The 24,874-nt window shown below is 60.6% G+C and carries 23 protein-coding genes; 6 read left to right on the forward strand and 17 right to left on the reverse strand.

Annotated features, from left to right (window positions below; translation table 11 throughout):
* From VL547_RS08495 to VL547_RS08530, 8 genes are all read right to left on the reverse strand, one after another.
* Window positions 1-257 (reverse strand): phosphopantetheine-binding protein (locus VL547_RS08495; protein WP_325577225.1); only part of this gene is annotated, 257 nt, incomplete at its 3' end.
* 6 nt (window positions 258-263) lie between these two features.
* Window positions 264-1,532 (reverse strand): ABC transporter permease, encoded by a 1,269-nt coding sequence (locus tag VL547_RS08500; RefSeq protein ID WP_325577226.1) that lies wholly within the window; start codon window positions 1,530-1,532, stop codon window positions 264-266.
* The gene (locus VL547_RS08505; RefSeq protein ID WP_325577227.1) at window positions 1,525-2,328 is read right to left on the reverse strand and encodes an ABC transporter ATP-binding protein; all 804 of its coding nucleotides are present in this window, start codon (window positions 2,326-2,328) and stop codon (window positions 1,525-1,527) included. Before VL547_RS08505 ends, VL547_RS08500 begins: the two co-directional genes overlap by 8 nt.
* Window positions 2,325-3,338, reverse strand: coding sequence for a BtrH N-terminal domain-containing protein (locus VL547_RS08510; protein ID WP_325577228.1), 1,014 nt, complete (start codon window positions 3,336-3,338; stop codon window positions 2,325-2,327). Before VL547_RS08510 ends, VL547_RS08505 begins: the two co-directional genes overlap by 4 nt.
* Entirely contained in the window at window positions 3,328-3,735 is a 408-nt protein-coding gene (locus VL547_RS08515) for a hypothetical protein (protein ID WP_325577229.1), read from the reverse strand. Before VL547_RS08515 ends, VL547_RS08510 begins: the two co-directional genes overlap by 11 nt.
* 59 nt (window positions 3,736-3,794) lie before the next feature.
* Window positions 3,795-4,943, reverse strand: coding sequence for a beta-ketoacyl-ACP synthase III (locus VL547_RS08520; protein WP_325577230.1), 1,149 nt, complete (start codon window positions 4,941-4,943; stop codon window positions 3,795-3,797).
* A gap of 6 nt (window positions 4,944-4,949) precedes the next feature.
* Entirely contained in the window at window positions 4,950-5,789 is an 840-nt protein-coding gene (locus VL547_RS08525) for a hypothetical protein (RefSeq protein WP_325577231.1), read from the reverse strand.
* Window positions 5,790-5,855: 66 nt separating this feature from the next.
* Window positions 5,856-6,323, reverse strand: a complete 468-nt coding sequence (locus VL547_RS08530; protein ID WP_325577232.1) for a hypothetical protein — start codon at window positions 6,321-6,323, stop codon at window positions 5,856-5,858.
* 112 nt (window positions 6,324-6,435) lie between these two features.
* Here VL547_RS08530 and VL547_RS08535 point away from each other — a divergent pair, with 112 nt between their 5' ends.
* From VL547_RS08535 to VL547_RS08555, 5 genes are read left to right on the forward strand one after another with little or no spacing between them, the layout of a single operon-like run.
* Entirely contained in the window at window positions 6,436-7,239 is an 804-nt protein-coding gene (locus tag VL547_RS08535; protein WP_325577233.1) for an SDR family oxidoreductase, read from the forward strand.
* A 10-nt stretch (window positions 7,240-7,249) separates the two neighbouring features.
* Entirely contained in the window at window positions 7,250-7,714 is a 465-nt protein-coding gene (locus tag VL547_RS08540) for a 3-hydroxyacyl-ACP dehydratase FabZ family protein (RefSeq protein WP_325577234.1), read from the forward strand.
* The gene (locus VL547_RS08545) at window positions 7,711-8,982 is read left to right on the forward strand and encodes a beta-ketoacyl-[acyl-carrier-protein] synthase family protein (RefSeq protein ID WP_325577235.1); all 1,272 of its coding nucleotides are present in this window, start codon (window positions 7,711-7,713) and stop codon (window positions 8,980-8,982) included. Before VL547_RS08540 ends, VL547_RS08545 begins: the two co-directional genes overlap by 4 nt.
* Before the next feature lie 2 nt (window positions 8,983-8,984).
* The gene (locus VL547_RS08550) at window positions 8,985-9,242 is read left to right on the forward strand and encodes an acyl carrier protein (RefSeq protein ID WP_325577236.1); all 258 of its coding nucleotides are present in this window, start codon (window positions 8,985-8,987) and stop codon (window positions 9,240-9,242) included.
* Entirely contained in the window at window positions 9,208-9,780 is a 573-nt protein-coding gene (locus tag VL547_RS08555; RefSeq protein WP_325577237.1) for a 4'-phosphopantetheinyl transferase superfamily protein, read from the forward strand. The genes VL547_RS08550 and VL547_RS08555 overlap by 35 nt, the downstream gene beginning before the upstream one ends.
* On the opposite strand, the gene VL547_RS08560 is transcribed toward VL547_RS08555, so the two are convergent.
* From VL547_RS08560 to VL547_RS08600, 9 genes are all read right to left on the reverse strand, one after another.
* Window positions 9,766-12,093, reverse strand: a complete 2,328-nt coding sequence (locus VL547_RS08560) for an ABC transporter permease (protein ID WP_325577238.1) — start codon at window positions 12,091-12,093, stop codon at window positions 9,766-9,768. The genes VL547_RS08555 and VL547_RS08560 overlap by 15 nt on opposite strands.
* 44 nt (window positions 12,094-12,137) lie before the next feature.
* On the reverse strand, window positions 12,138-12,530 hold the full coding sequence (locus VL547_RS08565; protein WP_325577239.1) for a hypothetical protein: 393 nt from the start codon (window positions 12,528-12,530) through the stop codon (window positions 12,138-12,140).
* A 163-nt stretch (window positions 12,531-12,693) separates the two neighbouring features.
* Entirely contained in the window at window positions 12,694-14,484 is a 1,791-nt protein-coding gene (locus tag VL547_RS08570; RefSeq protein ID WP_325577240.1) for an alpha-amylase family glycosyl hydrolase, read from the reverse strand.
* Window positions 14,485-14,552: 68 nt separating this feature from the next.
* Window positions 14,553-15,545, reverse strand: coding sequence for a glycoside hydrolase family 43 protein (locus VL547_RS08575; RefSeq protein WP_325577241.1), 993 nt, complete (start codon window positions 15,543-15,545; stop codon window positions 14,553-14,555).
* 10 nt (window positions 15,546-15,555) lie between these two features.
* On the reverse strand, window positions 15,556-16,881 hold the full coding sequence (locus tag VL547_RS08580) for a sialidase family protein (protein ID WP_325577242.1): 1,326 nt from the start codon (window positions 16,879-16,881) through the stop codon (window positions 15,556-15,558).
* Entirely contained in the window at window positions 16,881-18,425 is a 1,545-nt protein-coding gene (locus VL547_RS08585; RefSeq protein ID WP_325577243.1) for a RagB/SusD family nutrient uptake outer membrane protein, read from the reverse strand. The genes VL547_RS08580 and VL547_RS08585 overlap by 1 nt, the downstream gene beginning before the upstream one ends.
* 20 nt (window positions 18,426-18,445) lie before the next feature.
* Window positions 18,446-21,817: a SusC/RagA family TonB-linked outer membrane protein gene (locus VL547_RS08590; protein WP_325577244.1), complete on the reverse strand. Its 3,372-nt coding sequence runs from the start codon at window positions 21,815-21,817 to the stop codon at window positions 18,446-18,448.
* Between the two features lie 188 nt (window positions 21,818-22,005).
* Entirely contained in the window at window positions 22,006-23,139 is a 1,134-nt protein-coding gene (locus VL547_RS08595) for a FecR family protein (RefSeq protein ID WP_325577245.1), read from the reverse strand.
* Window positions 23,140-23,189: 50 nt separating this feature from the next.
* Window positions 23,190-23,771, reverse strand: a complete 582-nt coding sequence (locus tag VL547_RS08600; RefSeq protein WP_325577247.1) for an RNA polymerase sigma-70 factor — start codon at window positions 23,769-23,771, stop codon at window positions 23,190-23,192.
* Between the two features lie 271 nt (window positions 23,772-24,042).
* Here VL547_RS08600 and VL547_RS08605 point away from each other — a divergent pair, with 271 nt between their 5' ends.
* A complete protein-coding gene (locus tag VL547_RS08605; protein ID WP_325577246.1) occupies window positions 24,043-24,738 on the forward strand; it encodes a DUF6515 family protein in 696 nt (231 codons plus the stop codon).
* The last annotated feature ends 136 nt before the right edge of the window (window positions 24,739-24,874 follow it).

Consider the following 24,874-nt stretch of genomic DNA (forward strand, 5'->3'; position numbering starts at 1 on the left):
GTCCGGTGCTGCTCGATGTAGTCGACCATCGTATTCACGTCCACGAGGACCTTGCGGCCTTCTTTGGGGTCGTTGATGGTGATGCCGTACTCGCGGTTGAGCATGACGATGAGTTCCAGGGAATCGATGGAGTCGAGGCCGAGGCCCTCGCCAAAGAGGGGTTCGTCGTCCTTGATGTCGACGGGGTTGACGGAGGTCAGGTTGAGGAAAGAAACGATCTGTTCTTTTACGGTTTGTTTCAGTTGCTCGTTTGCCATTATGCTCTATATAAGATTTTTGCGCCGGAGCCCCCACCAGGTAAAGGCCTGGAGCAGGAGGGTTATGGCGGTTAAAGGTATAATATTTACCCATACATCGCGGAGCCGGCCGCCGTCGAGGAAGAGGCCGTAGTAGGCTTCCAGGCACCAGTGCAGGGGGGATACGTTCATAAAGGCCCGGAGCGTGTCCGGGAGGATGAAGGACGGCACCATGAGACCGCCGATGACGGCCAGGATGATGACCGACACCGAACCGAAGCCGTTGGCCTGTTCGGCGGTCCGGGCGTATGTGCCCACGCAGATGGCGTAGCTGACGGCGCACCAGCCGCAGAGCAGGGTGACGACGACCAGGCCGATCCAATCTGAAGGAAGGTGGAGGGCGGGGAGCGAAAACAAGGGGAATATCCAGATGCCCATGGCAAAGATCAGGATGGCCTGCGCCAGGGTGACGCCCAGGTAGGTGACCTGTTTGGAGGCCAGGGCGACCCAATAGCTGGTGGGCAGGGTTTTGAGGCGGATAAAACTCCCGCTTTCCTTTTCGCGGACCAGGCTTCCGCCCAGCGACAGGACGATAAAGAACATCGCGAACAGCGTCCATGCGGGGACGTTATGCTGGGCCGCGTTGAGGGGCGTCTTGACGGAGCCGGTGACGATCTCGCGGAGCTCCAGCGGGTTGCTGAGGAGCGCCCGTTCCAGCGAGTCCGGAAGGGGTTTGCCGTTGATGTTCAGGTATACTTCGCGCAGGACGAGGCGGCTTTCGATGGCCTGGAGGGCGCCGCTGATGCCGCTCCGGACGGAGCGCCGGATAGCGTCCTGGAGGATGGGGCTCTCGTAGATCGAGAGGGGGCCGATGCCCGCGGGGCCGGGCGCGGGGCCGCGCGCCCCGGCGGAGTCCCCGAGCCCGAAGGAATGCAGCGCCGCTCCGGACATCCGCCGCGCGGACGCCGTCATAAAATCCGAGAACCCCGCGGGTATATCCATCCCGATGAGGGCCTTTTTATCGTGGATGTCGGCGGCGACATCGCCGGAGGACGAAATGGAAAAGAGCCCGCTGGCCGAAAGCGCGTCGGTGAGCGCGTGGCTGACCGCGCCGGTGTCGGCGTTACGCACGACGAGCGGCATTCGTCCGCTGGCGGTGGCCTCGAAGGCGCTGTTCTGGATGGCGGTGACGATGAGCACCAGCAGCAGCGGCATGCCAAACATAAAGATCATCCCTACCTTGTCGCGGAACATGATCCGGGTATCCTTCCGTATCGTCGCCCAGAGCTTATGCATCCCGGTAGGTTTTTCCGGTGAGCTCGAGGTAAAGCCCGCGAAGGTCTTTCTGGTGGTGGTCCGCCAGCAGCGTGTGGACCCCGCCCTCCGCCAGGATGGTCCCCTGGTCGATCAGGGCGATGTCGTTACAGAGGCGCTCGGCCTCGTCGAGCTGGTGGCTGGTATAGACCAGGGTGGTGCCGGTATGATTGAGTTCGCCGAGATACGCCATGATCGAGTACGCGGTTTGCACGTCCACGCCCACGGTGGGCTCGTCCAGGAAAAGGATCCGGGGCCGATGGATCACGCCGATGGCCAGGTTCAGACGGCGCTTCATCCCTCCGGAAAACTGGTGCGCGGGCTGGTGACGGACATCGGCCAGGCCGAGGACCTCGAGCAGCGGCAGCGCGCGACGACGCGTCTCCGCGGGGGAAAGGCCGGCCCAGGCGCCGTAGAACTCCAGGTTTTGCCAGGGGCTCAATTCCATGTAAAAAGAATATTCCTGGGGGACGAATCCGAAAAGCGAGCGCAACCCCAGGCGGCGGCCGCGGCCGGCGTGCGCGCGGGGACTGGCTTCGTAGCCCAGCATCTTTATGCTGCCTTCCTTGAAGGACAGCAGGCCCGTCATGAGGTTCATGAGTGTCGTCTTGCCGGCGCCGTTAGGGCCGAAGAGGCCAAATCGCGCGCCCTGGGGGATGCGCAGCGACAAATCCGAGAAAACGGGCGCGTCTGCGGCGGGATACCGGAAGTTCAGACCGGAGATGTCGATGGCGGCGGACGCCGTGGCGCCGCCGGAGGGAGTAGCGCCGGCGCTCATGTCCACTTGATTTTCGATAACGCCACAAACGCCTCTCGCTCGATCTCCGCGATCTCGAGCAGATAATCCGTTATCTGATCGAAGTCCGCCTGCGACCCCAGCCGTCCCTTGTAGATACCCGCGGCCTGTACGGCGGCGGTCCGCCAGAGATCGCCGGAACGCGTGAATTGCGCGGACAGGGCGGGCAACGCATCGTGCGGCGTATACTGCATTGCCTGCTGTAGGAAGGCCGCGTACATATAGCGGAAGCCGCCACCGCCGGTGCCGATCTCCTCCTGCATCCGCACCAGCTGGGCCAGATAAAGACCCGCGTCGTGCTGGCCCAGCTTGTCGCGCCAGCGGCGGATGCGGCCGGCGATAAACCGGATACCCCGCACGCCCGCGATGGGACCGGGGATGTTGAGCATGACCCAGGCGTTAGCCTTGATACCCTTGCGGATGGCGTGGGCGATCATGTCATCGGTGACGGGCGCCCCGGGCTTGGGATAATATATCTGCCCGTTGGGCGCGAGCGCGCCACGGGCAAACCGGACGCGTTCCAGCTCGTACGCCGACAGCGAGGTTGTCGTTTCCATCACCGGGTCGCTGATCAGGTAGCGATCTTGCTCCTTTCCATAAACCACAATATTATGGGCGTTGAAGTGGAAACGGTATTCCTTCGGGAAATACGTCAGGTAATATACCCCTACCTGGCAACCCACCGGCTGACCGTTACGCAACTGTTCGTCAAGGGCGGACGCGGCTTCTTCCCGGGTGCGGAATTTCTTGCGGACCACGGGGATACCGAGCGCCTTACAGGTGCGTTTGAAGATCAGGCCGGGCTGTACCCTGAAGGCGATCGCCGGGCCGTTGGATATCTTGATAAACGGGATGTAGATAAAAAACAAACCGGCGCCAATCCCCAGCGCCAGGGGCTCGGTGATCTTGTCGACACCGATATGGTGCATCAGGCCTGCCGTCACGCCCGTTTCGCAGTGGGCCGATTGCAGGTGATTGAATTCAGTCTTCATGCAGGGTCATGCTTTTTAGATCCTCCACGCTCACCGCAAAAGCCTCCGCGTAGCGGGACAGCTGGCGTGGGGAGAGGCGGGCAAAGCCGCGGGTGGTCAGGTGCCGTTTGATCCGCCACTGCCAGAAGCCGGTATAGGCCGCCAGCGTAGGCATATCCATGAGGCGTCTTTCCATGAAAAACAACAGCGGGCTGGCTTCGCCCCGGGACACCTTTTCACGGGCGCGGGCGACGCGCTCCTCGATGTCCTGCCAGGCGGCGTCGAGCGCCTGGTTCTTAACGTCCCAGCCGGCGCTCAGCTCCGTAACGTACTTGCCCTCCGCATCGGTAGCGTAGCAGACTTCGCGGGTGAGGCGGCCGAGCGCGCCTTTGTCCTGGGGAACGTCTTCTTTGTTCATGGTCTCCACATTTATGGGGCGCCGAGGGGCGTTATACAATTTACGGGCGCCGAAGGGCGCTATACAACGGTTAACATCGCAATCATATACGAAAAGCGCGCGCTTTCCGGAACGAGCAACAGGATACGTTCGCCGGTCTTCAGGCGTCCGCTCCGCATCAGCTCGTCGACGGCCACGTAGATAGAGGCCGCGCCGATGTTGCCGATCCGGCTCAGGTTGAGGAACCACTTTTCCTCGGGTATCCCCTTGCCGAGCACCGACATCACCTCGGAAATCTTGTCCTTGAAGAACGCGCTGGAAATGTGCGGCAGGAACCAGTCCACGTCATCGACGGTCAGCCCGCGGCGCTCGAATATCTCCTTTACCTTGCGGCCGCCCAGCGGGACGATGTTGTCGCTCAGCAGACCGATGTCCTGTTTGACGGAAAAGACGGACTGGTTGATGAGGTCGTCGGACGAATACAGCTTGAAGCCGCGGAACCGGCCTTCTTCATCCTTGTCGCCGCCCTGGTACATACAGGTTTCCATTTCCCCGGCATAGGACACGCCGTCGATCCAGTCGATGCGCAGGGATTGCCCTTCGGCTTTTGGTTGTCCTTCGAGCAGGAACGCGCCCGCCCCGTCGGACAGCATCCAGCGGAGGAACTCCTTTTTGAAGGCGACGTAGGGGTTTTCATTCAGGTCGATCAGGTGATGGACTTCCTCCTCGAACATCCCGGCCCGCATGAGCAGGCTCATCAGCTCGGAGCCGGCACTCACGGCCTTCCGTGCGTCCCCGGACCGGATGGCCAGGTAGGCATACTTGAGGGCGTGCATCCCGGCGCAACAATTGCCGGAGGGGGATACGACCTCGACCGCGCCCAATTCCGGCAGCGCGCCGTGGACCATGACGCCATGGGAGGGCATGATCTGGTCGGGCGATGAAGTGCCCGAGGTCATCAGGTCGACACCGCCGATGCCGGCGGGGTCCGACGCAAACAAACCCCGGATGGCCTCCGCGGTCAGTTCGGCGTTGGTATGGGTGGGCTCGCCCCCTTTTTTCAGGGCGTAGTAGCGGGTTTCGATGCCATTATTGCGGAGTACGATCTTCCTTGACTTGGACGGCTTCCCGTTGATATAGCCAAGATATTCCTCCATCTCGTCGCTGGAAACAGGTTTATTCGGTAGGAAAACAGACGTGCCGGTAATATAGACTGGGCTCAAGGACATTTTTCTTCAGTTTAGATATAGATAATGTTTTCGGACGGAGTTTACCTTTCTGTAAAATAGGGGCCGTATAATGAGTTGAGTAATGAGATATACCAGGGGGCCGAGCAGGAACAGCGCAAACATGATGTACCACTTGAACGCCCTCAGCCAGGGTTTGCGGTTCCCTTTACGGACGATGACGTTTGCCCATATGCCGAAGATCCGCGCCCCGTTGCGTTCGATGAACAACAGGTGGGGCTTGACGTCCACGGCGCCGGCGCCAACCAGGGCGGGTTGAAGGCCGGACCAGTCCCCCGCCAGGGCAGGCAACACCAACCGGCCATAGTCGCTCATGCGATCGATGTCGGTCTGCGAGACGCCCGGTACGGGCAATATATTGCGCCAGCGGTCCTTTTTCCCGCCAAACAACCAGTGCATGATCGTCAGCAGGCTGACCAGGTTGAGGTGCCGGTCCACCAACGCGATGTTCCCCACCAGGCGGGCGCCGCGATCCTCCAGCGACTTCCGGAGCCGGATATGCGCGCTTATCCACATATTCCTACAACCGGTCACCGTGATCACCGGCGTATCCTTTAGCACGGATTGGAAGGCCGGATCCTGCAACAGGGAGTTCGTAGGGATGGATGGTGAGAGGAACCAGGGGGTGTAGCCGAGGATGATCAGGTCGTAGCGCGTGGCCCCCAGGGAAAAAGGCTCCAGGCCGCGGGGCACGCTCAGCACGCAGTCGGGCATCTCGCCAAAAAACGTGTCCGATGTCCAGGGAAAGGGAAAACCGGGGTTGGGCCGGACGACTACCGTCTCTACTGTTACGCCCGCTTCGACCAGCGGCGCCGTAAACCGATCCATGATTTCCCCCAATTGTCCTGTCTGAGTGTAATAAATCGCTAAGACTCGTTGCTGCATGGGGAAATATTAAAGGTTGTCCAGCTTCAGGATATGCGATTGCTTGCAGTAGTCCTTGATGGCGTCTTGTACGACGGGTGTCAATTGTTTAAAATGGAGGCGAATATACAAATTATCCCTATCCAGATCGGAATGATACCCCAGAAACCGGGGGGCGTTCTCCTGTATGCAAAGCCGGAGAAAACGGAACTCCACGTTGGTGCTGTCGGTCTTTATGGCGTACTCTAGCTGCTTCCCACCGGCCTTGAAATCATCCAACCGGTCCTTGATGGATTTGCGCATACCCGCTTTCCTCATCACCAGCGCGCCTTCATAGCCGGTTTTTTCCGGAAAATTCAACGGCGTCATGCTCGCCAGTTCCTGGTTGATCTGGTCGAGGGAACCCTTTGCAAAAACGGTGTAGTAGTTAGCCTTGTCAAACTCATCGGAGCCTTTGCCTAGCAGGAGAGATAGTATTAAGATTAATCGTAATGTCATTCAAAAATCATTAGCCGTGTGGCGGCCACAGCCTAAACTACACGGCTGGCTGGGGCCGCCACACATTTTACGCTAAAATACTTAACTTTTCCGTTATTTTGTCGGCCCGTATATGACGTATCAAAAGCAGTTCTCGGATGAGTGGGGCATTATTTTGGGAGGTTCGAGCGGTATCGGCCTGGCGGCGCTGGAGAAGCTGGCTGCAGCGGGTATGAACATCGCGGTGCTCTACCGGGAAATGGCGGTCGCGGACCGGACAGTGAGAGAAACGTTGAGCAGGATAGCCGACAAGGAAAAGGTTGTCATTCTTCCTCATAACATCAACGCGCTGGACGAACAAAGCCGGCGTTCCTTCATCCGTACTTTCCGGGACTACACGGGCAACCGCCCGAAGGTGCGACTCTTGTTGCACTCCATTGCCAGGGGCAATCTGAAGCCGCTGGCGGGCGATACAGATGAAGGAATCCTCTCCCATGAAGACCTGGCGGCGACGACGTACGCCATGTCGACGAGCTTGCTGGATTGGACCAGGGAACTGGTGCAGGAGAAACTGTTTATACCGGGGGCCGGGGTAATCGGGCTGACGAGCGGTGGGGCGCACCGGTATTGGGACGGATACGGCGCGGTCGCGATCGCCAAGTCCTCCCTGGAAACGCTCGCCACCTATATGGCGGTCGAGTTTGCGAAATACGGCTTAAGGACCAATCTCATACAGGCCGGGATCACGTCGACCCCGTCCCTGGAAAGGATACCGGGCAGCCAGGAGCTGCTCGAGCTGGCGGCCAGGAGGAATCCGATGGGCCGAAGGACCACGCCAGGGGACGTGGCGGGAGCCATCTACCTCCTTTGTACCGGGGAGGCATCCTGGATCAACGGGGCCCTTTTGCACGTCGACGGAGGAGAACATTGTTTGTAAAGAAAAAATGATGCACAAAGACCTACTCGATCATCTACCGTATAAATCCACCTTCCGCTTCGTGGACCATATCTCGCACATCAGCGATGACGAGGTCAGGGGGGAGTTTACGCTACGGAAGGACGCCTTTTTCTACGAGGACCACTTTCCCGGAAACCCGGTGACGCCCGGCGTCATCCTGACCGAGATCATGGCCCAGATCGGGTTGGTCACCATGGGCATTTACCTCGTCGTCACCGGGAAAGGGCCTGCCGGCGTCGAACCTGGTCTTTTATACCCCTTACTTACGTCCACGGAAGTGTCCTTTCACAAGATGGTCCTCCCCGGGGATACCGTTTATGTCCATTCCCAAAAACAATACTTCCGTTTTGGCAAGCTCAAATGTTTCGTGGTTATGACCGATAGCGAGGGCCGTCGCATCGCCGAGGGTACGTTTTCCGGCGTCATCAAACACGTAAACCAACCCGTCCCATGAAAAAGCGACGCGTCGTCGTCACCGGTCTGGGCGTGGTTGCGCCAAACGCCATTGGGGTACCCGACTTTCTCGAGGCGATCCGGATGGGGAAATCGGGTTTAAAATACGTCCCGGATTTCGAACGCCTGAAATACCTCTGTCATGTCACCGGCCGGCCACCCTTCGAGTGGGAATCCCTCCGGGAGATCATCCCGGAAGTGACGTTCCATGGCCTCAGGGGCATGGGCATAGGCTTCGGGCTCCGCGCCGCGGTGGATGCCTGGCAGGATGCCGGTTTGCCGTTGGAAACGGAGACGCCCCGCTGGGACACCGGTATCGTCTTCGGGAACAGTACCGCCGACTCGGCGCTCATGCAAAACGTGATGCGACGGGTGGACGCCCTCGAGGTCAAAAAGCTGGGGTCCAGGGTCGTAGAAGAGACGATGAACAGCGGGGTCACCGCCTATATCACCGGCCGTTTGGGTCTGGCGGGGAAAATCGTCACCAATTCCGCGGCTTGCGCCACGGGCTCCCAGGCCATCCTGATGGGCTACGAATACATATCCAGCGGCCTCGCCGATCGGATGGTGACGGGTAGCACGGAATTTGTAGATACCTATATCTTCGGCGCCTTCGACGCCATGCGCGTCCTCTCCCGCCGCTTCAACCAGGAGCCCGAAAAGGCCTCCCGGCCGATGAGCAGGACCGCGGGCGGTTTCGTACCCAGCTCGGGTGCGGGGGCGCTGATACTGGAAGATATGGACACGGCACTACAACGGGGCGCAAGGATTTACGCCGAATTAAAAGGCGGGGCCACCAATTCCGGCGGTCAGCGCGGGGGCGGGTCGATGACCGCGCCCAATGCCGAGGGCGTGGTCCGTTGTATCCGGGAAGCCCTGCGGATCTCGGAGACCGGCCCGGAGACCATCGACCTGGTCGCCGGACACCTCACCGCTACGCTCGGAGACCTGGCGGAGATCCAGAACTGGAGCCTGGCGCTCGACCGGAAAGACGCCGATTTTCCGTGGGTCAATTCCCTGAAGGGGATGATCGGACATTGCCTCAGCGCCGCCGGGTCGATCGAGTCGGTGGCCGCGGTGCTACAGATCGCCCACCAGTTCGTCCATCCCAACGTCAACCTGGAGGAACCCAATCCGGAGATCGTCAAAAGGATAGACGCTTCGCGGATACCCACCGCGAGCACACCAGCCGTTATTAATACCGTAGCCAAGGCCAACTTTGGATTTGGGGACGTAAATACCTGCTTGATATTCGCTAAATGGAAATGATCATGGATAGACACGCCATCCTCGAAGAATTGAAGAAGGTCCTCGGGCCGTACATCAAGAACAAAGAATTGCTTCAGAACATCAACGAAACGACGAACCTCATCGCCGATCTGAGGGTCAATTCCGCCAACCTCGTCGACATCGTTATCGACGCAGAAGCCAAATACAACATCGAGATCGACGTCGACTCCGCGGAGAAAATGACCACCATCGGTAGCTGCATCGATGTCATACAAGAGAAGCTCGGACAGCCGTCCTGATGTGCCGGGCATCGGTTACGACCTCGTGGACCTGTCGCTGACGGACCCTTCGCGCACGGAGCGGCTCGCGGCCAAGTTCATGAACGCAGCCGAGTGGCCGGCGCCGGGGTTTTTATCGTTCCATCAGTATTGCTGGTTGTGCTGGTCGGTCAAAGAGGCCGTGTATAAGTATAGCTGTCGCACGCAGCCGGGATTGGTGTTTTCGCCGGCAAAGATCGTGGTGACAGGGCTGACGGCCTCGCTGGAGGCAACCGCCGGGGGCGTGCGGACGCGTAGCCGCCTCAGCGAGGACTTTATCGAGACCGTGGCTTTTAACTCCGCATTCCTGGCCGAAGTCACCGGCGAACCGTGCGACGGGCGCGACCTCCATGCGCGCGCCGCGGCGCTGGCCGGCGGCCCCGGCGAATTCGCCGGGGATGGCTGGTGTGTGAGCCATCGCGAAGACGGTTGCCCGAGCCTGATCCGCGGCACGGAGACGCGACCGGTGTCCTTTTCGCACCACGGCCGCTTCGCCGGCTTCGCCCTAGTCCTCCCGTAAATTCGGCTTCGCGCGGGCGGCGCGCAGCGATTGATAGCTCACCGTGAGTAACGCGATCCCCAGCGCCAGTCCGCCGGACAGCCCGAAGACCCACCAGCTGAGGGTCGTCCGGTAAGCATACCCCTGGAGCCAACGGTGCATCAGCCAACCGCCCACCGGGAAGGCGCAGAGCGCGGCAAGACCGACGGGTTGGAGGAAGTCCTTCGACAGCAACGCGAACAGGTCGGCGGTTTTGGCGCCCAGGACCTTCCGGATGCCGATCTCCCGCATCCGCTGCTCCGCCGTGAAGATCGCCAGGCCAAACAGGCCGAGACACGAGATCAGGATCGCCACCAGTGAAAATACCCGCGACAATTGCTCCACCGTCACCTCACTGAGGTAGTGGCTGCGGAATTCTTCGTCCGCAAACATATAATCCAACGGCGCCCCCGGGTCGTACGTGGCCCAGGCGTTCGCGAGCACCTCCATGGCGGAGGACGTCCGGATTCGGATCACCCCCACCCCTGTGCGCATCGACGGCTGCAGTTGTATAAAGAGTGGCGCGATCGCGTCGTGCAGCGACGCCATGTGAAAGTCGCGGACCACGCCGATGATCCGCCCCTTTGTCTGTTGGTGGGAAAAACTTTTGCCCACGGGCTCTTTCAGACCCAGCACGCGAACGGCGGTTTCGTTGAGGATAAAATTGTTGGAATCGGTCGGAAGCTCCGGTGAGAAAACGCGGCCCGCGGCCATCGACATCCTTAGCGTCCCGAGGAAGCCGTACGTTACGTCCATCTCGGCCAGGGCGGTCTTGTCGCCTGCCGTTTTTCCCTGCCAGGTGATGTTGTCCGAATACCAGCTGATGTGCGTGGGCATGGAGGAAACCAGCGTCATCCCCTCGATGTCCCCGCTTTCCTCCAGGTCGTGCCGGAAGGCTCCCAGGTGCGCGCCCAGCTGGTCGTCCACGGGTATGTACACCAGGTTCGACCGGTCCAGCCCGATATTCTTGCTCTCCACATAACGCAGTTGTTTGGAGACGACGATCGTGCACACGATCAGCAGGATGGACAACGCGAACTGCAGCCACACCAGCCCCTTCCTCAGGTAGGCGCTCCGGGGACCGAACCGGAGCTGGCCCTTGAGCACCGATACCGGCTTCAGGGAAGAAAGGAAGAGCGCGGGGTACACGCCCGCCAGCAGACCGGTGGCCAGTGCCACTACTGGTAACGCATAAAACAAGTCTGCCGATAACACGATATGCTTCCCCGTGAGCTGGTTGAACCACGGCAGCAGGATAGCCACCAGCCCCGCGCTCAGCAACATAGCGCACACCGCGAAAGCCATCGCTTCGACCAGGAACTGCTGCACCAGCGACGACCGGCGCGCGCCTACGGATTTACGGACACCCACCTCCTGGGCCCGCTTGGCGGCCCTGGCCGTCGCCAGGTTGACGAAGTTGATACACGCGATCAAGAGGATGAACAACGCGACCAGCGAAAACAAACGGACGTAGTCGATCCGACCGCCATCGGGCAGCCCCCTGACAAACGTGGAATGGAGGTAGATGTCCCGGTAAGGCTGGAGCGACAGTATCTTGTCCCTGACCAGCGGGTCCTGGGCGCAGATAAAATTCCTGATCTTGGCGCTTACCTTTTGCATATCCGCGCCGGGGCGCAGCAGCACATAGGTGTCGGGGCCCATATGGTCCCAGCCCCCGACCATCCAGGGGTTGTCCTGGAAACAGTGCTGGACCGGCAGGACGTAGTCGAACGTGATCGAGGATTGTTCGGGTACGTCGGCGGCGATGCCGCTGACGATATAGTCGCGTTTGTTGTCGATACGGACGGTCTGGCCGATGGGGTCCTGCCCGTGAAAATATTTCCGGGCGAGTTTTTCGGTCAGGACAATGTCGTCCGGCGTGGCGCCGAACCGGCCTTTGATCAAGGGGAAGTTGAACATCCTGAAAAAATCGTTGCCCACGTAGCGTCCCGATTCCCGGTTCGCTTCTTTGCCCACCGAAAAGATCATCCTGTCCTCCCACAAGACCGTGGCGGCGTCGGCGATCTCCGGAATTTGTTGTCGCAACGCATCGGCCAGCAGGCCTTGTGTGTAAGACCCGCTGGCGCCGATACTGCCGTTCTTATCCAACGAATGCGTCATGACCCTGGCGAGGTTCGCGGGCTGTCTGTGGTCATAACGCAACTCGTCCTTTACCCACAAGAGGATGAGCAGGCTGCAGGTCATGCCCAGGCCCAGCCCGGCGATGCCGATGGTCGAAAAGACCTTGTTCCTGGCAAGGCTCCGCCAGGCGATTGTCCAGGTATTCGTATTCATAATTTGCTGACAATCAATCACCATGCCAACCACCCAAACAACTCCTAATGAATTAGTTGCGGTCCGGCCTGCACTACATGGTGTCCGAATGTGGACGGTGACGTGTACGTTCCCGTCTGGTTCCATTCCAGCTCGACGGACGACATCCCCGACATGGACCGCAGATCGGTCTGCAGGTCCTGGACCACGTACAGCGGCACTTCGCGCAATACAAAGGTCACCTGGACGTATAGCCAGCCGTTTTCTTTATCCGTCATAATGTCCTGGCCTTTTTTTACGTGGAGCAGGTTCAGGATTTCTTCCCGCATCGACGCGTCGTCCTTGCACGAGATCTTCATCAGGACAGCTGGCGGTACGTCGGCGGTGGAGATGGCCGCGGGCGCGCAGCCTCCGGCCAGGCCTGCGATGAGCAGGCAGGCTACGATCATTCTTTTCATGGCGTATACTTTGGTGTTCGTACATCGAAGGCGATGCCAAATCATTAGGCGATAACTATCAATGCGTTACACTAAAGCTTCCTACTACGAAAACGATCGTTATCGTACGCTTCGTCCGGCGGCGATACAGTTTATTCCGTCGCACCCGATAAGCCGCCGGCGGCTACTGCGACAGTATCAGCAGGGTGTACGGCCCGATCCCGACGTTGCCGTATGGGTCCGCCGTGGTCGCGTACCCCGGCTGGTTGCCAAAGTCAGGCGAATACGCGGACGAGTCGCTGTTGAAGCGTACGTACCAGGTCCCCGGGCTGGGGAAAGGGATGGCGTAGCTGACGTAAGATGTATTTGCATAATTCGCGACCACCACTACGTCGTCACCCGGGCCGCCCTCCGACCAACGGTGCCAGGCAATCAATTTGTCCGTGTTGTTGATGTGAAGAATAGCTATGTGCTGTCCGGTGAGCCCGCCGGTGTTACCCCCCAGGTTACGCCGGAGCCGGAACAGGTCGCGGAAGAGCGCATAGATACCGGGGAAGCGCTGGAGCTGCGACCAGTCGAGGTCTGTGTGCGGATCCCAGCTGCCCCAGGTCAGGAACTCATCCCCTTGAAAGATCATCGGGATACCCGGGCTCGTGCAGAGCACGCCCGCGGTCAGGGTATATCGTTTGCGCACAAACCAGCTGTCCGCGTGCCCCCGCCAGATACGGTCGGGCAGCCGGACGGTGTTATTGATGGCCGCGCACTGGTCGTGGTTGTTAAAATACAACAACCGCTTGCACATGTCCGGCCCGAGGCTGTGGGTCAGGGCCTGCGCGATCTGCGTCATATCCCGGTCCTGGTCTCGAGGGACGACGACGGTATCCACGATCCGCCAGTAATAGTATGCGTCCCACTGGCTGTCGAAACCCGCTCCTTCCTCGCCCGTCGGGTAAGTGATCCACGGGTTGTCCTGCAGGTCTTCGGCGATGGTGATCTTCCAGGGCATGCTCCTGTCCACCTCGTCGTTGATCCATGCCATCAGGCTCCAGCCGTCGGGCAGGTCGTGCGCCGGGTCGTTGTTGTTGCCATATACGTTGCGGATGTTGACGGTGGAGTCGAAGCGCAAGCCGTCCACCCGGTACTCGTCCAGCCAGAGCATGGCGCTGTCCTTGAGGAATGACCGTACCTCTCCCCTGCCGTAGTCCGGCCGCGGACCGAAACCCGTCTGCTCCCGCCAGTCGCTGTAGAAGTATATCCCATCCCGGTTGTCGACATACCACCCATCCGGTCTCCTCAACGACGTGTTGAGGTCGTCCGGGCCGAAGTGGTTGAGCACGACGTCCAGAATCACCGCGATGCCCCTTTGGTGCGCCGCGAGAATAAACGTCTTGAAGTCGTCCGGTGAGCCATAGCTGCTCTCAATGTCGAACGGCAGGGCGGGGTTATACCCCAGCGAATAGGTCCCCGGGAAGCCCTGGATGGGGAGTATTTCGATGGCATTGATACCAAGGTCTTTCAGGCAGTCGAGCTTGCCGATGATCGAGCCAAAATTCCCGGGTTGGGCGTTCTGACCGTTAAAGCTCGCCACGTGCAGCTCATATATGACGAGTTCGTTCCAGGGAGGCATCTGGAACCGGTCGTCCGCCCAGTTGAACGTATCGGCCACGATGGCGCCGTTGCCTTCGTCGGTGTTTTCGACGCTTTTACAATAGGGGTCGGTGCGCCATTGGAGGCCGTCGATGTACGGACCTCGTATGACGTATCGGTAGCGGTCGCCGAGGTTGGCATCGCCGATGTCGCTGGACCAATAGCCGTTGCTCTCGCTCGCCAGGGGGTGCGCCGTCGTCGACCAATCGTTAAAGTTGCCGGCGACATTGACCTCGCTCGCATTAGGGAGCCATACACGGAAGGTCGTGCCGCCGCCGGAGTGTGGGATGGCGCCCATGCCGGGGATACTGCTGGGGGTGGTGCTCATAGGCGCGCAAAATAGGGCGCGCTATCGGATTACGCAACCCGGGTTTTACCCCCCGCCGCCCCCAGGCATTACGGATTGGCCAGCGGACCTTCCGCGACCGGGCGGCCAAAGTCCGGCGTGCCGTCCGCATTCCAGGTGAACGGCTGCGCCCTGGGCGAGCGGCGTCCGCCACAGCCCAGGTCCGGCGCATTGTTGGCGTGGTAAAGGAGCCAATCCCGGCCTTGTCCGTCTTTATAGAACGAGTTGTGACCGGGGGCGTAGACGTGGACCGCGGTATCGCCGGTAAAAACGGGCTCGGGGGATTTATGCCACCGGCCCGCGTCGAGCAGGTGGTGACCGCTCAGGCTGAGCAGCCCCAGCGCATAGTGGTCGGTCCAGCAGGCGCTCGCGGAGAAAACGATGAATACCCTGTCCTTGTGGATCAGGAACTGCGGCCCCTCGTTGACGTTGAGGTGACCGGGCGGGCCCTTCAGGTCGCCGTGTGTCTCCCAGGAGTAGGTGGGCCTCGAAATGCGGACCCGCTGCCCCTCGATCGTCCACGGGTTGCTCATCCTGGCGATATAGATGTCCTGTTCGCCGTTGGTGTCGCCTTCCCAACCGGACCAGGCCATATACAACCGGCCCTTGTAGTCGATCACGTCAGCGTCGATCGCCCATTTATTATCGTCGTTCGCCACTTCGCCCTTGAAGGTCCAGGCGCCCTGCATGGGGTCGGGATTGGCGTTTTCAAGGACAAAGATGCGGTGGTGGTCGTTGTTGCCGTCGTCGGCTGCCACATACGCGTACCATTTGCCGCGGAGGAACATCACCTCCGGCGCCCACACGTCGCGGGAATAAGGCTTGCCGGGTTCGGGTTTGAAGATCGTGACGCGCTGCGCGGTCTTCAGGTCTTTAAGGTCGCGGGTCTTCCAAAGGTCGACGCGGCTGCCCAGGGTGTTGGTGTAATAGTAGTAACCGTCCTTGTAGCAAACATAAGGATCGGGGCCGGACGGCAGCAGCGGGTTGACGAGCTGCGCGGCGGCGGCGCAGGGCAGCAGTAACAGCAGGGCCAGGAATTTCATGATGGGTGTTTTATTGTCCTCGTTTTAGGGTTCCGCGTTTCCACCATATCTCGCTGTGACCGTCCGGAAAATTCCGGGTGGTGAGTGCAACGAGGGTGGTATCGTTGCTTAAATATAGAGAATTATAGTACGCCCCCTCGTCGGTGGGAAGGTTGGGCCATGGCTGAGTGACCTGGCTGAAGTTCTGCGCGATGGTGTTGCCGGCGAGCACGAGCATGGTGTTCTTGTGCCAGTCGCTGCCGATCGAACGGCCGCCCGCATCCTGGACGGAAAGCAGGGTTTCGCCGGTGGGCAGCTGGATTAGGTAGGGAGCGCCGCCCCAGATCGGCTGTTGCGTCGCCAGCCAGCGACGCCCGTTGTCGATGGTGCCGTAGGTCTCGTAGTTGAAGTTGGCGTCGACGGAGGACCATTGTATCCACGGGGACTGGCTGTTGTTCACCGACTCGATCGCAAAGGCGATACCCTTGCCGTTTTGCAACAGCACGGGCACGGGCATCCCGTCCCGGTCGCCGGCTGCATACGACACGTGCTTGGGCGTGGTGGTCCAGGTCGCCCCGTTGTCAGCGCTCGACACCATCAGTATCTCCTGTTGCGGGTTCGCGCTCGGCCACCACGCGGCCTCGCTGGAATAAAAGACGTCGATCGTGCCATTGGGCAGCTGTACCATCCCGGGTTCCCAGGAACGGCCGCTGACAATGATCTGGGGAGTCCCCCACGTCTGACCTCGGTCCTTACTGAGGGCGATCTGGACGTTGTCGTGCGTATTGTCGTCCGGGTTGCCGCGGCCCACGAAGGCCATCATCAGCCAGCCGTTCTGCATGACCAGTATGTCCGGGTCCGAAAACCCATAGTACCCGGGAATTGTTGCCGGTTCGACAAGGACTGCCGGGGACCAGGTTTGGCCGCCATCGGTGCTTTGGCGCAGCGCCACGTTCCCCCACGTATTCGTGGAGGGACCGCAGTGATACGTCAGCAGCAGGGTATCCCCGCCCAGCCGATGGACGCGCGGGTATTCGGCGAAGTAGACGTTGTCTGAGATTTTGACCGCGCCGGTATCCCAGGTGAGGTTGACGACGGGCTGGCTATTGTCCGCCGGCGGATGGTCGTCCGCGTGGTACGTGGAAGTCGTGTCGGTGGCCGAACCGTGGCCGCCGGAGGATTTGGAGCAGGCGCCGAGCGCGAGCGTAGCGACGAGCGCAATGGCGAGGCCCCAAGGCATGCGAGCCCCGGAGGCGACCCGGTCGCAGCCGCCTATTCTGCGGCGGAGACCGGGTTGCCACCGGGGCGGGCGGCTATAAGAAACGCCGCCCGAACCGATGGAAGAGTAACAGAACATCAGTATCCTGGATTTTGACGAAGATTCGGGTTGAGGTCGAGGTCGAACTGCGGTATCGGCAGGAACTCGTCGCGACCGGTTTTGAAATGAGCGAAGCTCGGGTCGCGGGAGGAGAGGGCGCTGCTCAAATCGCCCCAGCGCGCGAGGTCTTCCCAACGGTGACCCTCACCGCACAATTCCACCAGCCGTTCGTGTTTGAGCTGCGTGAGAAAGTCGGCCTGGGACAACCCCGGCTTGACCGTGGACAACGGGGCCAGACCGGCGCGCTGGCGGACTGCATCCACGAAGGGGTACGCGGTGGCGGTGCTGCCCTGGGCGTTGAGGGCCTCGGCGTACAACAACAACACGTCGGCGTACCGCAGATAGCGCCAGTTGTTACCGGAATGGAAGACCTCCCCGGTCATCACCGAGTCGTCCAGGAATTTCCGGAAATAGACGTCGTGCGTATTCGGGACGACGGTAGGGTCGCTTGAATACCCAAGCGATGAAAACGTACGACCGTAGACCATCGTATAGTCCGGTCCGCGGGGATCGGTCGAGTCGTAGAGGTAGGTGGCGGCTAGCCGGGGATCGCGGCCACCCGCGACCGTGGCCTCCGACAGGAATTCGGCGACGGGCCAGCGGCGGGCCTGGCCATCGGTAAAGCCGATGGGACGCGGTGCGAAGAACGGAGGGATCGACGTTCCATAGTTCAGGTTGTCGGAGGTACCGATTTGGGTATCGTCGTCGTGGGTGTCGTTCGGGTTGAGGGCGTTTTGCACTTCGAATACCGACTCCGCGTTGTTTTCGGACGTCTCGATGAAGTTGCTCCGGTAGTTCGGGACGAGCGAATACTGCCCGGCGCCCCCACCGGTCACCAGGTAGGCCAGCGCCTGTTGCGCCTGGGCGTACTGGTGGGTTTGCATATAGCACTTCCCGAGCATACCGTACGCGGCGCCTTTGGTGGCACGACCGACGTTCCCGGCGTCATAGGAGACGGGCAGATCGCCCGCGGCTTCGGTGAAGTCCTGTTCCGCCTGGGCAAAAACGCTGTCCTGGCTGGAGGTAGGCGGTTGCTGGCCGATGACCGAGGTGTGCAGCAGGATCGGTACGTTACCCCACAGGGTCGCGAGCGTGTAATAGAAAAACCCGCGCATAAAGTGCGCCTCGCCGATCAGCTGCGTCCGGAGCGTCGCGTCCATATCGATGCCCGGGACGTTGTCGAGCACCTGGTTGCAGCGGTCGATACCGATATAGTTATCGTCCCAGAAGGCGACGGTATTGCCCCAATTGTAGTCCGTAATGTTGAATACATCCCAGTTGTTGATGATCTCGGTGTTGGGGCTCGTGCTATAGCCTTCGTCCGAGCGGATGATGGTGATGAAGTGTATCCAGCGGCACAGCCCGGTCCGGTGGAATGTGCTGTAGATGGAATTCACGCCCTGCTGGGCGTCCGTGGAGGTTTTCCAGAACTGTTCTGTAGTGAGCGCGTTGGGATTGGGGATGTCGAGGTCCTTCTTACAGCCCGCCAATATCAGCAACGATACCCATATATATTTTTTCATACGATTCAAGTTTGTTACGGTTAAAAACCACATTGCAATCCTACCGACAAGATGCGGCTCGAGGGCCAGTTGCCGTTGTCAAAGCCCCGCGCGCCGAGACCGCCGCCCTGGACGTCCGGGTCCATGCCCTTGTATTTCGTAAAGGTCAGCAGGTTCTGCCCGCTGACGTACAACCGCGCGGTGGTGAAGAACCCATGGAAAACGGACTGGGAGAAATTATAGCCGAGCTCCACGTTGCGCACCCGCACATACGAGCCGTTCTCGAGCCAGCGCGACGTTTCGGGCATGTTGTTGATCGCGACCTCGGGGTCGGTGGGTACGTCCACCGCCAGGCGGGGATCGGTGCCGCCGGTGTTGGTGGCCGACCAGGGGTTGATGCCTTTACGGAAGTTGGAGAGCTGGTAGGTATCCGCCGTGCGACGGACGTCGTCGTATATCTTATACCCGAAAATGCCGACGAGCTGGATGTTCAGGTTGAACTGCCGGTACGAGGCGTTGAACTGCGCGCCCGCCTGGAGCGTAGGCCAGGGGCTGCCCACCATCTGGCGGTCGTTGTCGTTGATTTGCCCGTCGCCGTTGGCGTCGACGTATTTCACGTCGCCCGGTTTCGCAAAGGGCTGGATCATCTGACCGTTTTTACCGACATAGCTGTTGATCTCCTGCTGGCTTTGGAAAAGCCCGTCGGTCTGGATCACGTACCACGCCCCGATGGGATGCCCCACCTGCGCGCGGATGAAGTTGTTGTACTGGATATAATTGATCGGGTTGCCGGCCGCGTCCTTACCCTGGTCGCCAACGGACAACACCTGGTTGTGGATAGTGGTCACGTTCGCGGAGAGGTCCCAGTGGAGCTTCCGGGTATTGTTTTGATAAACGGCGCCGAGCTCAAAACCGGAGTTCCGGATGGAGCCGGAGTTTTCACTGACGGTACCGACCGCGCCCAGGTAACCCGGCGGCGTGATGCCCACCAATACGTTGTTGGAGGTGGAACGGTATATGTCAAAGGTAACGGACAACGAGCCGGACAGGAAGGTGGCGTCAAAACCCGCGTTCTCCTGTGTGCGTTCTTCCCAGTGAAGGTTGGGGTTTCCGGGGGTGGCGGCGTACTGACCGACCTGCGGCGACTGCGACGTGCCGTAGATCGCGCGCGGGCTGTTGTTGATCAGCCCCAGGTAGTCCCACGACCCCAAGGCGTCGCTGAAACCGAGCTGGCCGTAGCTGGCGCGGATCTTCAGGTCGTTGACCCATTTGACGTTAAAGAACTTCTCGTGGCTGATCCGCCAGGCGCCGGCGGCCGACGGGAAATAACCCGTCCGGTAGTTCGAGCCAAAACGCGAGTCCTGGTCGATCCGGCCGGTCAGGGTCAGGAGGTACAGTTCGTTGTAGGTATAGTTAATCCGGCCGAGGTAACCGTGCGCGCGCCAGAACAGGGGCGTGCTGCCGGCGGCGGACGGCGTGCCGAAGGCGGACCCGATCGTCGTCAGCCCGGTATTCTGGTCGATCAGCGTCCGGCTGGCGCTGGTCACGTCGCGGCGTTGCTGGGTCCGGGAAAAACCGACGACGCCGTTGATGTTGTGCTTCCCGAATGACTTGTTGACGTTGAGCGTGTGTTCCATCAGGAAGTTGGTGAACTGCTCCCTGTCCTCGTAGACGCTGGTGAGCGGCGGTTGCGCGGCGTAGCTGGCGATACCGGTGTCGCGGACCTCCTTATGGTAATCGAAGCTGACCTCGCCCCCCAGGTTGAACCGGTAGCTGAGCCAGTTGAACAACCGGATGTCCGCGTAGGCATTGCCGATCACCTTGTCGTAGGTCGCCGTCTGGCGGTCGATCTGGCTAAGGGCGACGTAGTTCGCGGCGTAGGTGGGGAAATCGGTGGTGCCCATCCCCCACCCCGCGGGGTTGGATGGGATGGTCTTATATTGATCGCCCTGAACCCCAATCACCGGGAGCAGGTTGACGGCGTCGTAGATCGGGTTGGAGCCTCCACCGACAGCCTGGGCGTCGGTAGCCGAGATCATCATATTTTCGCCGACCGTCAAACGGCCCTTTTTGGCCTCGGTGTTGACGCGCAGCGCGGAGCGTTCGAAGGCGTTCCCGATGATGTCGCCCTGGCTCTTGTAATAGCTGCCGCTCATCAGGTAGTTACCGGCGGCGGAGCCGCCGGAAATGCTCGCGTTGTAGTCCTGTTCGGGGCCGTTCCGGAAAAACTGGTCCTGCCAGTTGGTGCTGATCGTATTATTGGCCACCTGCGCCGCCATACCCGGGGTCAGGTTCAGCCCGGAATTGGCGTATTGGGTTTTGACGGTTTGCAGGTACTGCGGCGCGGACATGAGGTCCCAGCGTTTGGGCATGGATTGGACGCCGTATTTACCCGAGAAGCTGAGCTTTGCCGGACCATCCTTGCCTTTTTTGGTGGTGATGATGATAACGCCGTTGCCCGCGCGGGAACCATAAATGGCGGCCGCCGAGGCATCCTTGAGGATCTGGACGCTGGCGATGTCTTCGGTGTTGACGGTCGTATTGGCGTCGGACAACATGCCATCTATGACATACAGCGGGTTGGAATTGGTGAAACTGCCGACGCCCCGGATCTCGATCGCCGCGTTTTCACCCGGCGCGCCGCCATTGCGGACCGTCACACCGGGGACCAGGCCCTGGATAGACTCGCCCACGGAAGCGCCGGTGATCCGGTTCGCGTTGGTCATGTCGACCACGCCGGTGGCGCCCGTCAGGTCCTTTTTACGCACGCTCTGGTAACCGATCACGACCACCTCGTTGAGGTCGGCCGCGGTGGGTTTTAGCTGGATGTCCAGGCGATCGGCTGCTTTTACTTCCTGGGTGACGTAGCCGATGCTGGTTATTTCGAGGGTCGCGCCGGCGTTTGTCAGCGTTAGCGAAAAGGTTCCGTCGTCTTTGGTCACCGTACCGTTGTTGGTACCTTTTTCGGTGATGCTGACGCCGGCCAGCGGCTCGCCCTTCCCGTTAGTTACACGGCCCGTGACCTTTTGGGCGATGGCTATCGCCTGGGCGCGTTGCTCGATTACGACCAGGTTGGCACTCACCTTCTGGTAGTCCAGGTTGGTATTGGCCAGGATACGGCCCAGCACCTCTTCCAGGGTCGCGCCCCGGACGTCGAGGCTGACCGTCCGGTCCGCCGGAAGCAGGTCGTCCTTATACACAAAGCGGAACGCGCTTTGGCTTTCGATCGTTTTAAGGGCTTTTTTGAGGGGCGCGTGGTCCAGGTGAAGGTGAAGATTGGCCTGTCCGTATCCGTGGGCGAAGGATTGGATGGAAAACGCAAAGGCCAGTACAACAGCAAGCTTGGTCATTAGGATGAAGTTAATGATGGAGCGCACCCGCATGCGGGTGGCGCCCTCGTCCAATTTTTTCATACTTTTAAGTGTGTAATGATGGAAAAACGGCCTCGTGAGGGCCCGATCTGTCTTATTCAACGGGGAATGCCGCAAACATTTCCCGTTTCTTTTTTTGCGGGGAATAATCAGGTCTGAAGTTTCATATAGCGCATGTCGTTTTGGTAATACAATCGTGTCTATGAGGTTCTACGGGGTTCTATTGGGTTCTACGGGTTGATGAGCACCTCCCTTTTCCGAATGGTATAGTGAAAATTTCCGCCAGCCAGGCTGAGCGCGTGCAGGACGGCTTCCAGCGATTCGTCGTCGAAGGTGGCCGTGAAATTCGTTTGTCGCAGGCGGTTGTCCTTTATCGTTACCGTGACGTCGTACCAGCGCGCGATGTCTTTTGCGATGTCTTCCAGCGTTTCGTGGTCGAAGGCCAGCTTGTTCTTTGTCCAGGCGGCGGCGAGCGCTACCGAGTCGTCGCGGTCGAAGCGGACCTTGTCCACCGTGAGCTGGACACCGGCAGCTGGCGCGTCGCCTGCGGCCAGTTGTGCATCGCGGGCGGCCTGTTGTGCATCACGGGCCGCGTCACCGGTGACGGCGCGCCGGTCGTTGGCCACCGTGATCCGCTCATTGGGCTTTAGCACGATGTGTTTATCCCGGACGATCACCTCCACGCTCCCCCGGAACAACGACGTCTGCGTCGTAAGCTCGTCCGCATAGCTGCGTACGTCAAAGGCCGTGCCCAATACGCGGACGTCCATCGCGCGGGTATGGATCACGAAGGGATGCCGGGGGTCGCTGGCGACGTCGAAGTAGGCCTCCCCATCCAGCCGGACGTTCCGGTTGTCCCCGAACGTCCCGGCATCATAGGTGAGCCGGCTGTCGCCGTTCAACCAGACCTCGGTGCCGTCAGGCAGCACCACCCGGGACTTGGAGCCCCGTTTGGTCGAAATCGCATTGGGGGTGGGCGTCGCCGGCCGGCTTTGGCGCTCGTACCACCAGCCGGCGGCCAGGGCGAGGGCCACCGACGCGGCGGCGGCCAGCCACAGGATGCGCCGGGGGCGGCGGTGCGCGAATACCACTGGCGCTTCGGGGCGCGCCGCGTGTTCGCCGGGCCCCGCCGCGTATTCGCCGGGGCGCGCCTGGCGCTCGCTGAGCCTCTGCAGGTGCCGGTTGTAGGACCGCGTCACGTCCGTCTCCTCCGCGGGGCTTGCCCAAAGACCCTTGACGACCTCCAGCCGCAGCCGTTCTTCCGGGTGGGCGTTCAGCAGGTCCTCCAATTCCTTGGTTTCCTCCGGGGTGGCTTCGCCGGAGAGCCGAAGGCTATAGAGCAGGTAAAGTCGATCGAGGGGCATATCCTATAAGGACAGTGCCGTGGAAGGGAATGTACCAAAGGGCTGGAAAATTATTTTTCGATCCGGCGCGGTTGCGGTTCGCGCAGGGCGGGCAGCGCTTCAGCCATTTTGCGGACGGCGATCGCCAATTGGTTGCGGACGGTGAGGACGCTCAGGTGGAGGATTTCGGCGACCTCCTTGTAGGCCAGCCCGTCCTCCTTCACCAGCTGGAAAATGATCCGGCACTGGGGCGGGAGCTGGAGGATCGCCCGGCGGACGCGTTCCACGACCTCCGCGGACAGATAAAGCTCTTCCGGGTTGCCGAGGTGGATCACGGGTTCCACCTCCATGTCGTCGAGGCTGACGACGGGGTGCTTATACGTACGCGTGATGTAGTTGAGGGAAAAGTTCTTGGTAATGGTGTACAGATATACCTGTAGGTTGTCGACCCGGTGGAGGGTGTTGCGGATCTGCCACAATTTGATGAATACGTCGGAAACGACTTCCTCGGCGGCCTCGCGCGACCGGACGAGGGAGTAGGAAAAGCGCTGCAGCCGCGGCGCGAGCCGCGCGTAAAGGGCCTCGTATGCCTTCATGTCCTCGTAGAGGGCGATCCGGCCCTGCAGGGTCGCTATGTCCATCGATGCATACATCACTGGCAAACTAATTGCAAATTAATACTATCTTCAATACAACTAAAACAACCCCTGACCGATGACTGTACACCACACAGGACTAGGGATGTTCCTCGGCTTGAGCCTGCTCGTATCGGGCGCGATCGCGCAGGAACGTCCGCGGCCGGCGCCCGCGCCAAGACCCTCCGCACCGAGGCCTTCCACGCCGCGCCCCGCACCGGCGCCCCGCCCGCAGGTACGGCCTTCACCGTCGCCACGGCCCGAAGCGCGGCCTCCCCAAAACAGACCCATGCCCCCGGCGCAACGACCGCCAGCGAACCGGCCACCTTCAACGCGGCCCCCGGTAACCCGGCCTCCCGGTACGCGCCCACCGGGTACCCGCCCCCCGGTCACAAGACCTCCCGGCACGCGTCCTCCCGGCGGCGGTTATCGCCCTCCGAGCTGGAGACCCGGCCGGCCGATCTACCATCGTCCGCCGCACTATTGGAACGGTCATAGTTTTTATGCCTACCACCGGTACTACTACCATCCCTATCGCCCTTATGTATGGGGTGGCGGTTATTATCACCCGCTGGGTTTCTTCCTGGCCTCGATGTACGCCACGGCCACCGTCATCGCCTGGAATAACGCCCAATATTATTATAACGCCGGCGTCTTCTACCAGCCTTATAACGGCGGCTACCAGGTCATCGCCCCACCCATTGGCGCGACGGTCCCCGGGCTGCCTTCCGGCACCATCAACCTGGACGTGGACGGCGTGACCTATTATTACTTCGGGGGCACCTTCTATGTGCCCGCCGGCGGCGGCTATCAGATCGTGGCGGCGCCACCGGGAGCCATCGTATACAACCTGCCGGATGGGTGTACGACCGTCAATGCGGACGGCGTGACCTATCTTCAGTTCAACGGTACGTACTTCCAGCCGATCCAGGACGCCGATGGGCAAAATGCCTACGAAGTAGTAGACGTCGAGGCCGGGCAGTAAGAATTCGCGCCCTGGCTCTGGCTCCTGCGCCCTGGCTCTTCCGCTCTAGCGCGTGCGACCTGGCCCTTGCGACCCGCCGCGTGCGCTTCGGCGCGTAGGCAAAATGGGAGGGGTCCTCAACGTTTTTTCTGTCGTT

The sequence above is a fragment of the Dinghuibacter sp. genome (assembly GCF_035492835.1).
Classification (GTDB): domain Bacteria; phylum Bacteroidota; class Bacteroidia; order Chitinophagales; family Chitinophagaceae; genus Dinghuibacter.

Coding starts and splice junctions, on each gene's coding strand:
- VL547_RS08515 (WP_325577229.1), bottom strand. CDS start 3,735: ATGAACAAAGAAGACGTTCCCCAGGACAAAGGCGCGCTCGGCCGCCTC.
- VL547_RS08595 (WP_325577245.1), bottom strand. CDS start 23,139: ATGCCCCTCGATCGACTTTACCTGCTCTATAGCCTTCGGCTCTCCGGC.
- VL547_RS08565 (WP_325577239.1), bottom strand. CDS start 12,530: ATGAAAAGAATGATCGTAGCCTGCCTGCTCATCGCAGGCCTGGCCGGA.
- VL547_RS08555 (WP_325577237.1), top strand. CDS start 9,208: ATGTCATACAAGAGAAGCTCGGACAGCCGTCCTGATGTGCCGGGCATC.
- VL547_RS08560 (WP_325577238.1), bottom strand. CDS start 12,093: ATGAATACGAATACCTGGACAATCGCCTGGCGGAGCCTTGCCAGGAAC.
- VL547_RS08590 (WP_325577244.1), bottom strand. CDS start 21,817: ATGAAAAAATTGGACGAGGGCGCCACCCGCATGCGGGTGCGCTCCATC.
- VL547_RS08545 (WP_325577235.1), top strand. CDS start 7,711: ATGAAAAAGCGACGCGTCGTCGTCACCGGTCTGGGCGTGGTTGCGCCA.
- VL547_RS08535 (WP_325577233.1), top strand. CDS start 6,436: ATGACGTATCAAAAGCAGTTCTCGGATGAGTGGGGCATTATTTTGGGA.
- VL547_RS08575 (WP_325577241.1), bottom strand. CDS start 15,545: ATGAAATTCCTGGCCCTGCTGTTACTGCTGCCCTGCGCCGCCGCCGCG.
- VL547_RS08605 (WP_325577246.1), top strand. CDS start 24,043: ATGCCCCCGGCGCAACGACCGCCAGCGAACCGGCCACCTTCAACGCGG.
- VL547_RS08550 (WP_325577236.1), top strand. CDS start 8,985: ATGGATAGACACGCCATCCTCGAAGAATTGAAGAAGGTCCTCGGGCCG.
- VL547_RS08530 (WP_325577232.1), bottom strand. CDS start 6,323: ATGACATTACGATTAATCTTAATACTATCTCTCCTGCTAGGCAAAGGC.
- VL547_RS08500 (WP_325577226.1), bottom strand. CDS start 1,532: ATGCATAAGCTCTGGGCGACGATACGGAAGGATACCCGGATCATGTTC.
- VL547_RS08525 (WP_325577231.1), bottom strand. CDS start 5,789: ATGGATCGGTTTACGGCGCCGCTGGTCGAAGCGGGCGTAACAGTAGAG.
- VL547_RS08520 (WP_325577230.1), bottom strand. CDS start 4,943: ATGTCCTTGAGCCCAGTCTATATTACCGGCACGTCTGTTTTCCTACCG.
- VL547_RS08585 (WP_325577243.1), bottom strand. CDS start 18,425: ATGAAAAAATATATATGGGTATCGTTGCTGATATTGGCGGGCTGTAAG.
- VL547_RS08600 (WP_325577247.1), bottom strand. CDS start 23,771: ATGTATGCATCGATGGACATAGCGACCCTGCAGGGCCGGATCGCCCTC.
- VL547_RS08570 (WP_325577240.1), bottom strand. CDS start 14,484: ATGAGCACCACCCCCAGCAGTATCCCCGGCATGGGCGCCATCCCACAC.
- VL547_RS08505 (WP_325577227.1), bottom strand. CDS start 2,328: ATGAGCGCCGGCGCTACTCCCTCCGGCGGCGCCACGGCGTCCGCCGCC.
- VL547_RS08580 (WP_325577242.1), bottom strand. CDS start 16,881: ATGTTCTGTTACTCTTCCATCGGTTCGGGCGGCGTTTCTTATAGCCGC.
- VL547_RS08540 (WP_325577234.1), top strand. CDS start 7,250: ATGCACAAAGACCTACTCGATCATCTACCGTATAAATCCACCTTCCGC.
- VL547_RS08510 (WP_325577228.1), bottom strand. CDS start 3,338: ATGAAGACTGAATTCAATCACCTGCAATCGGCCCACTGCGAAACGGGC.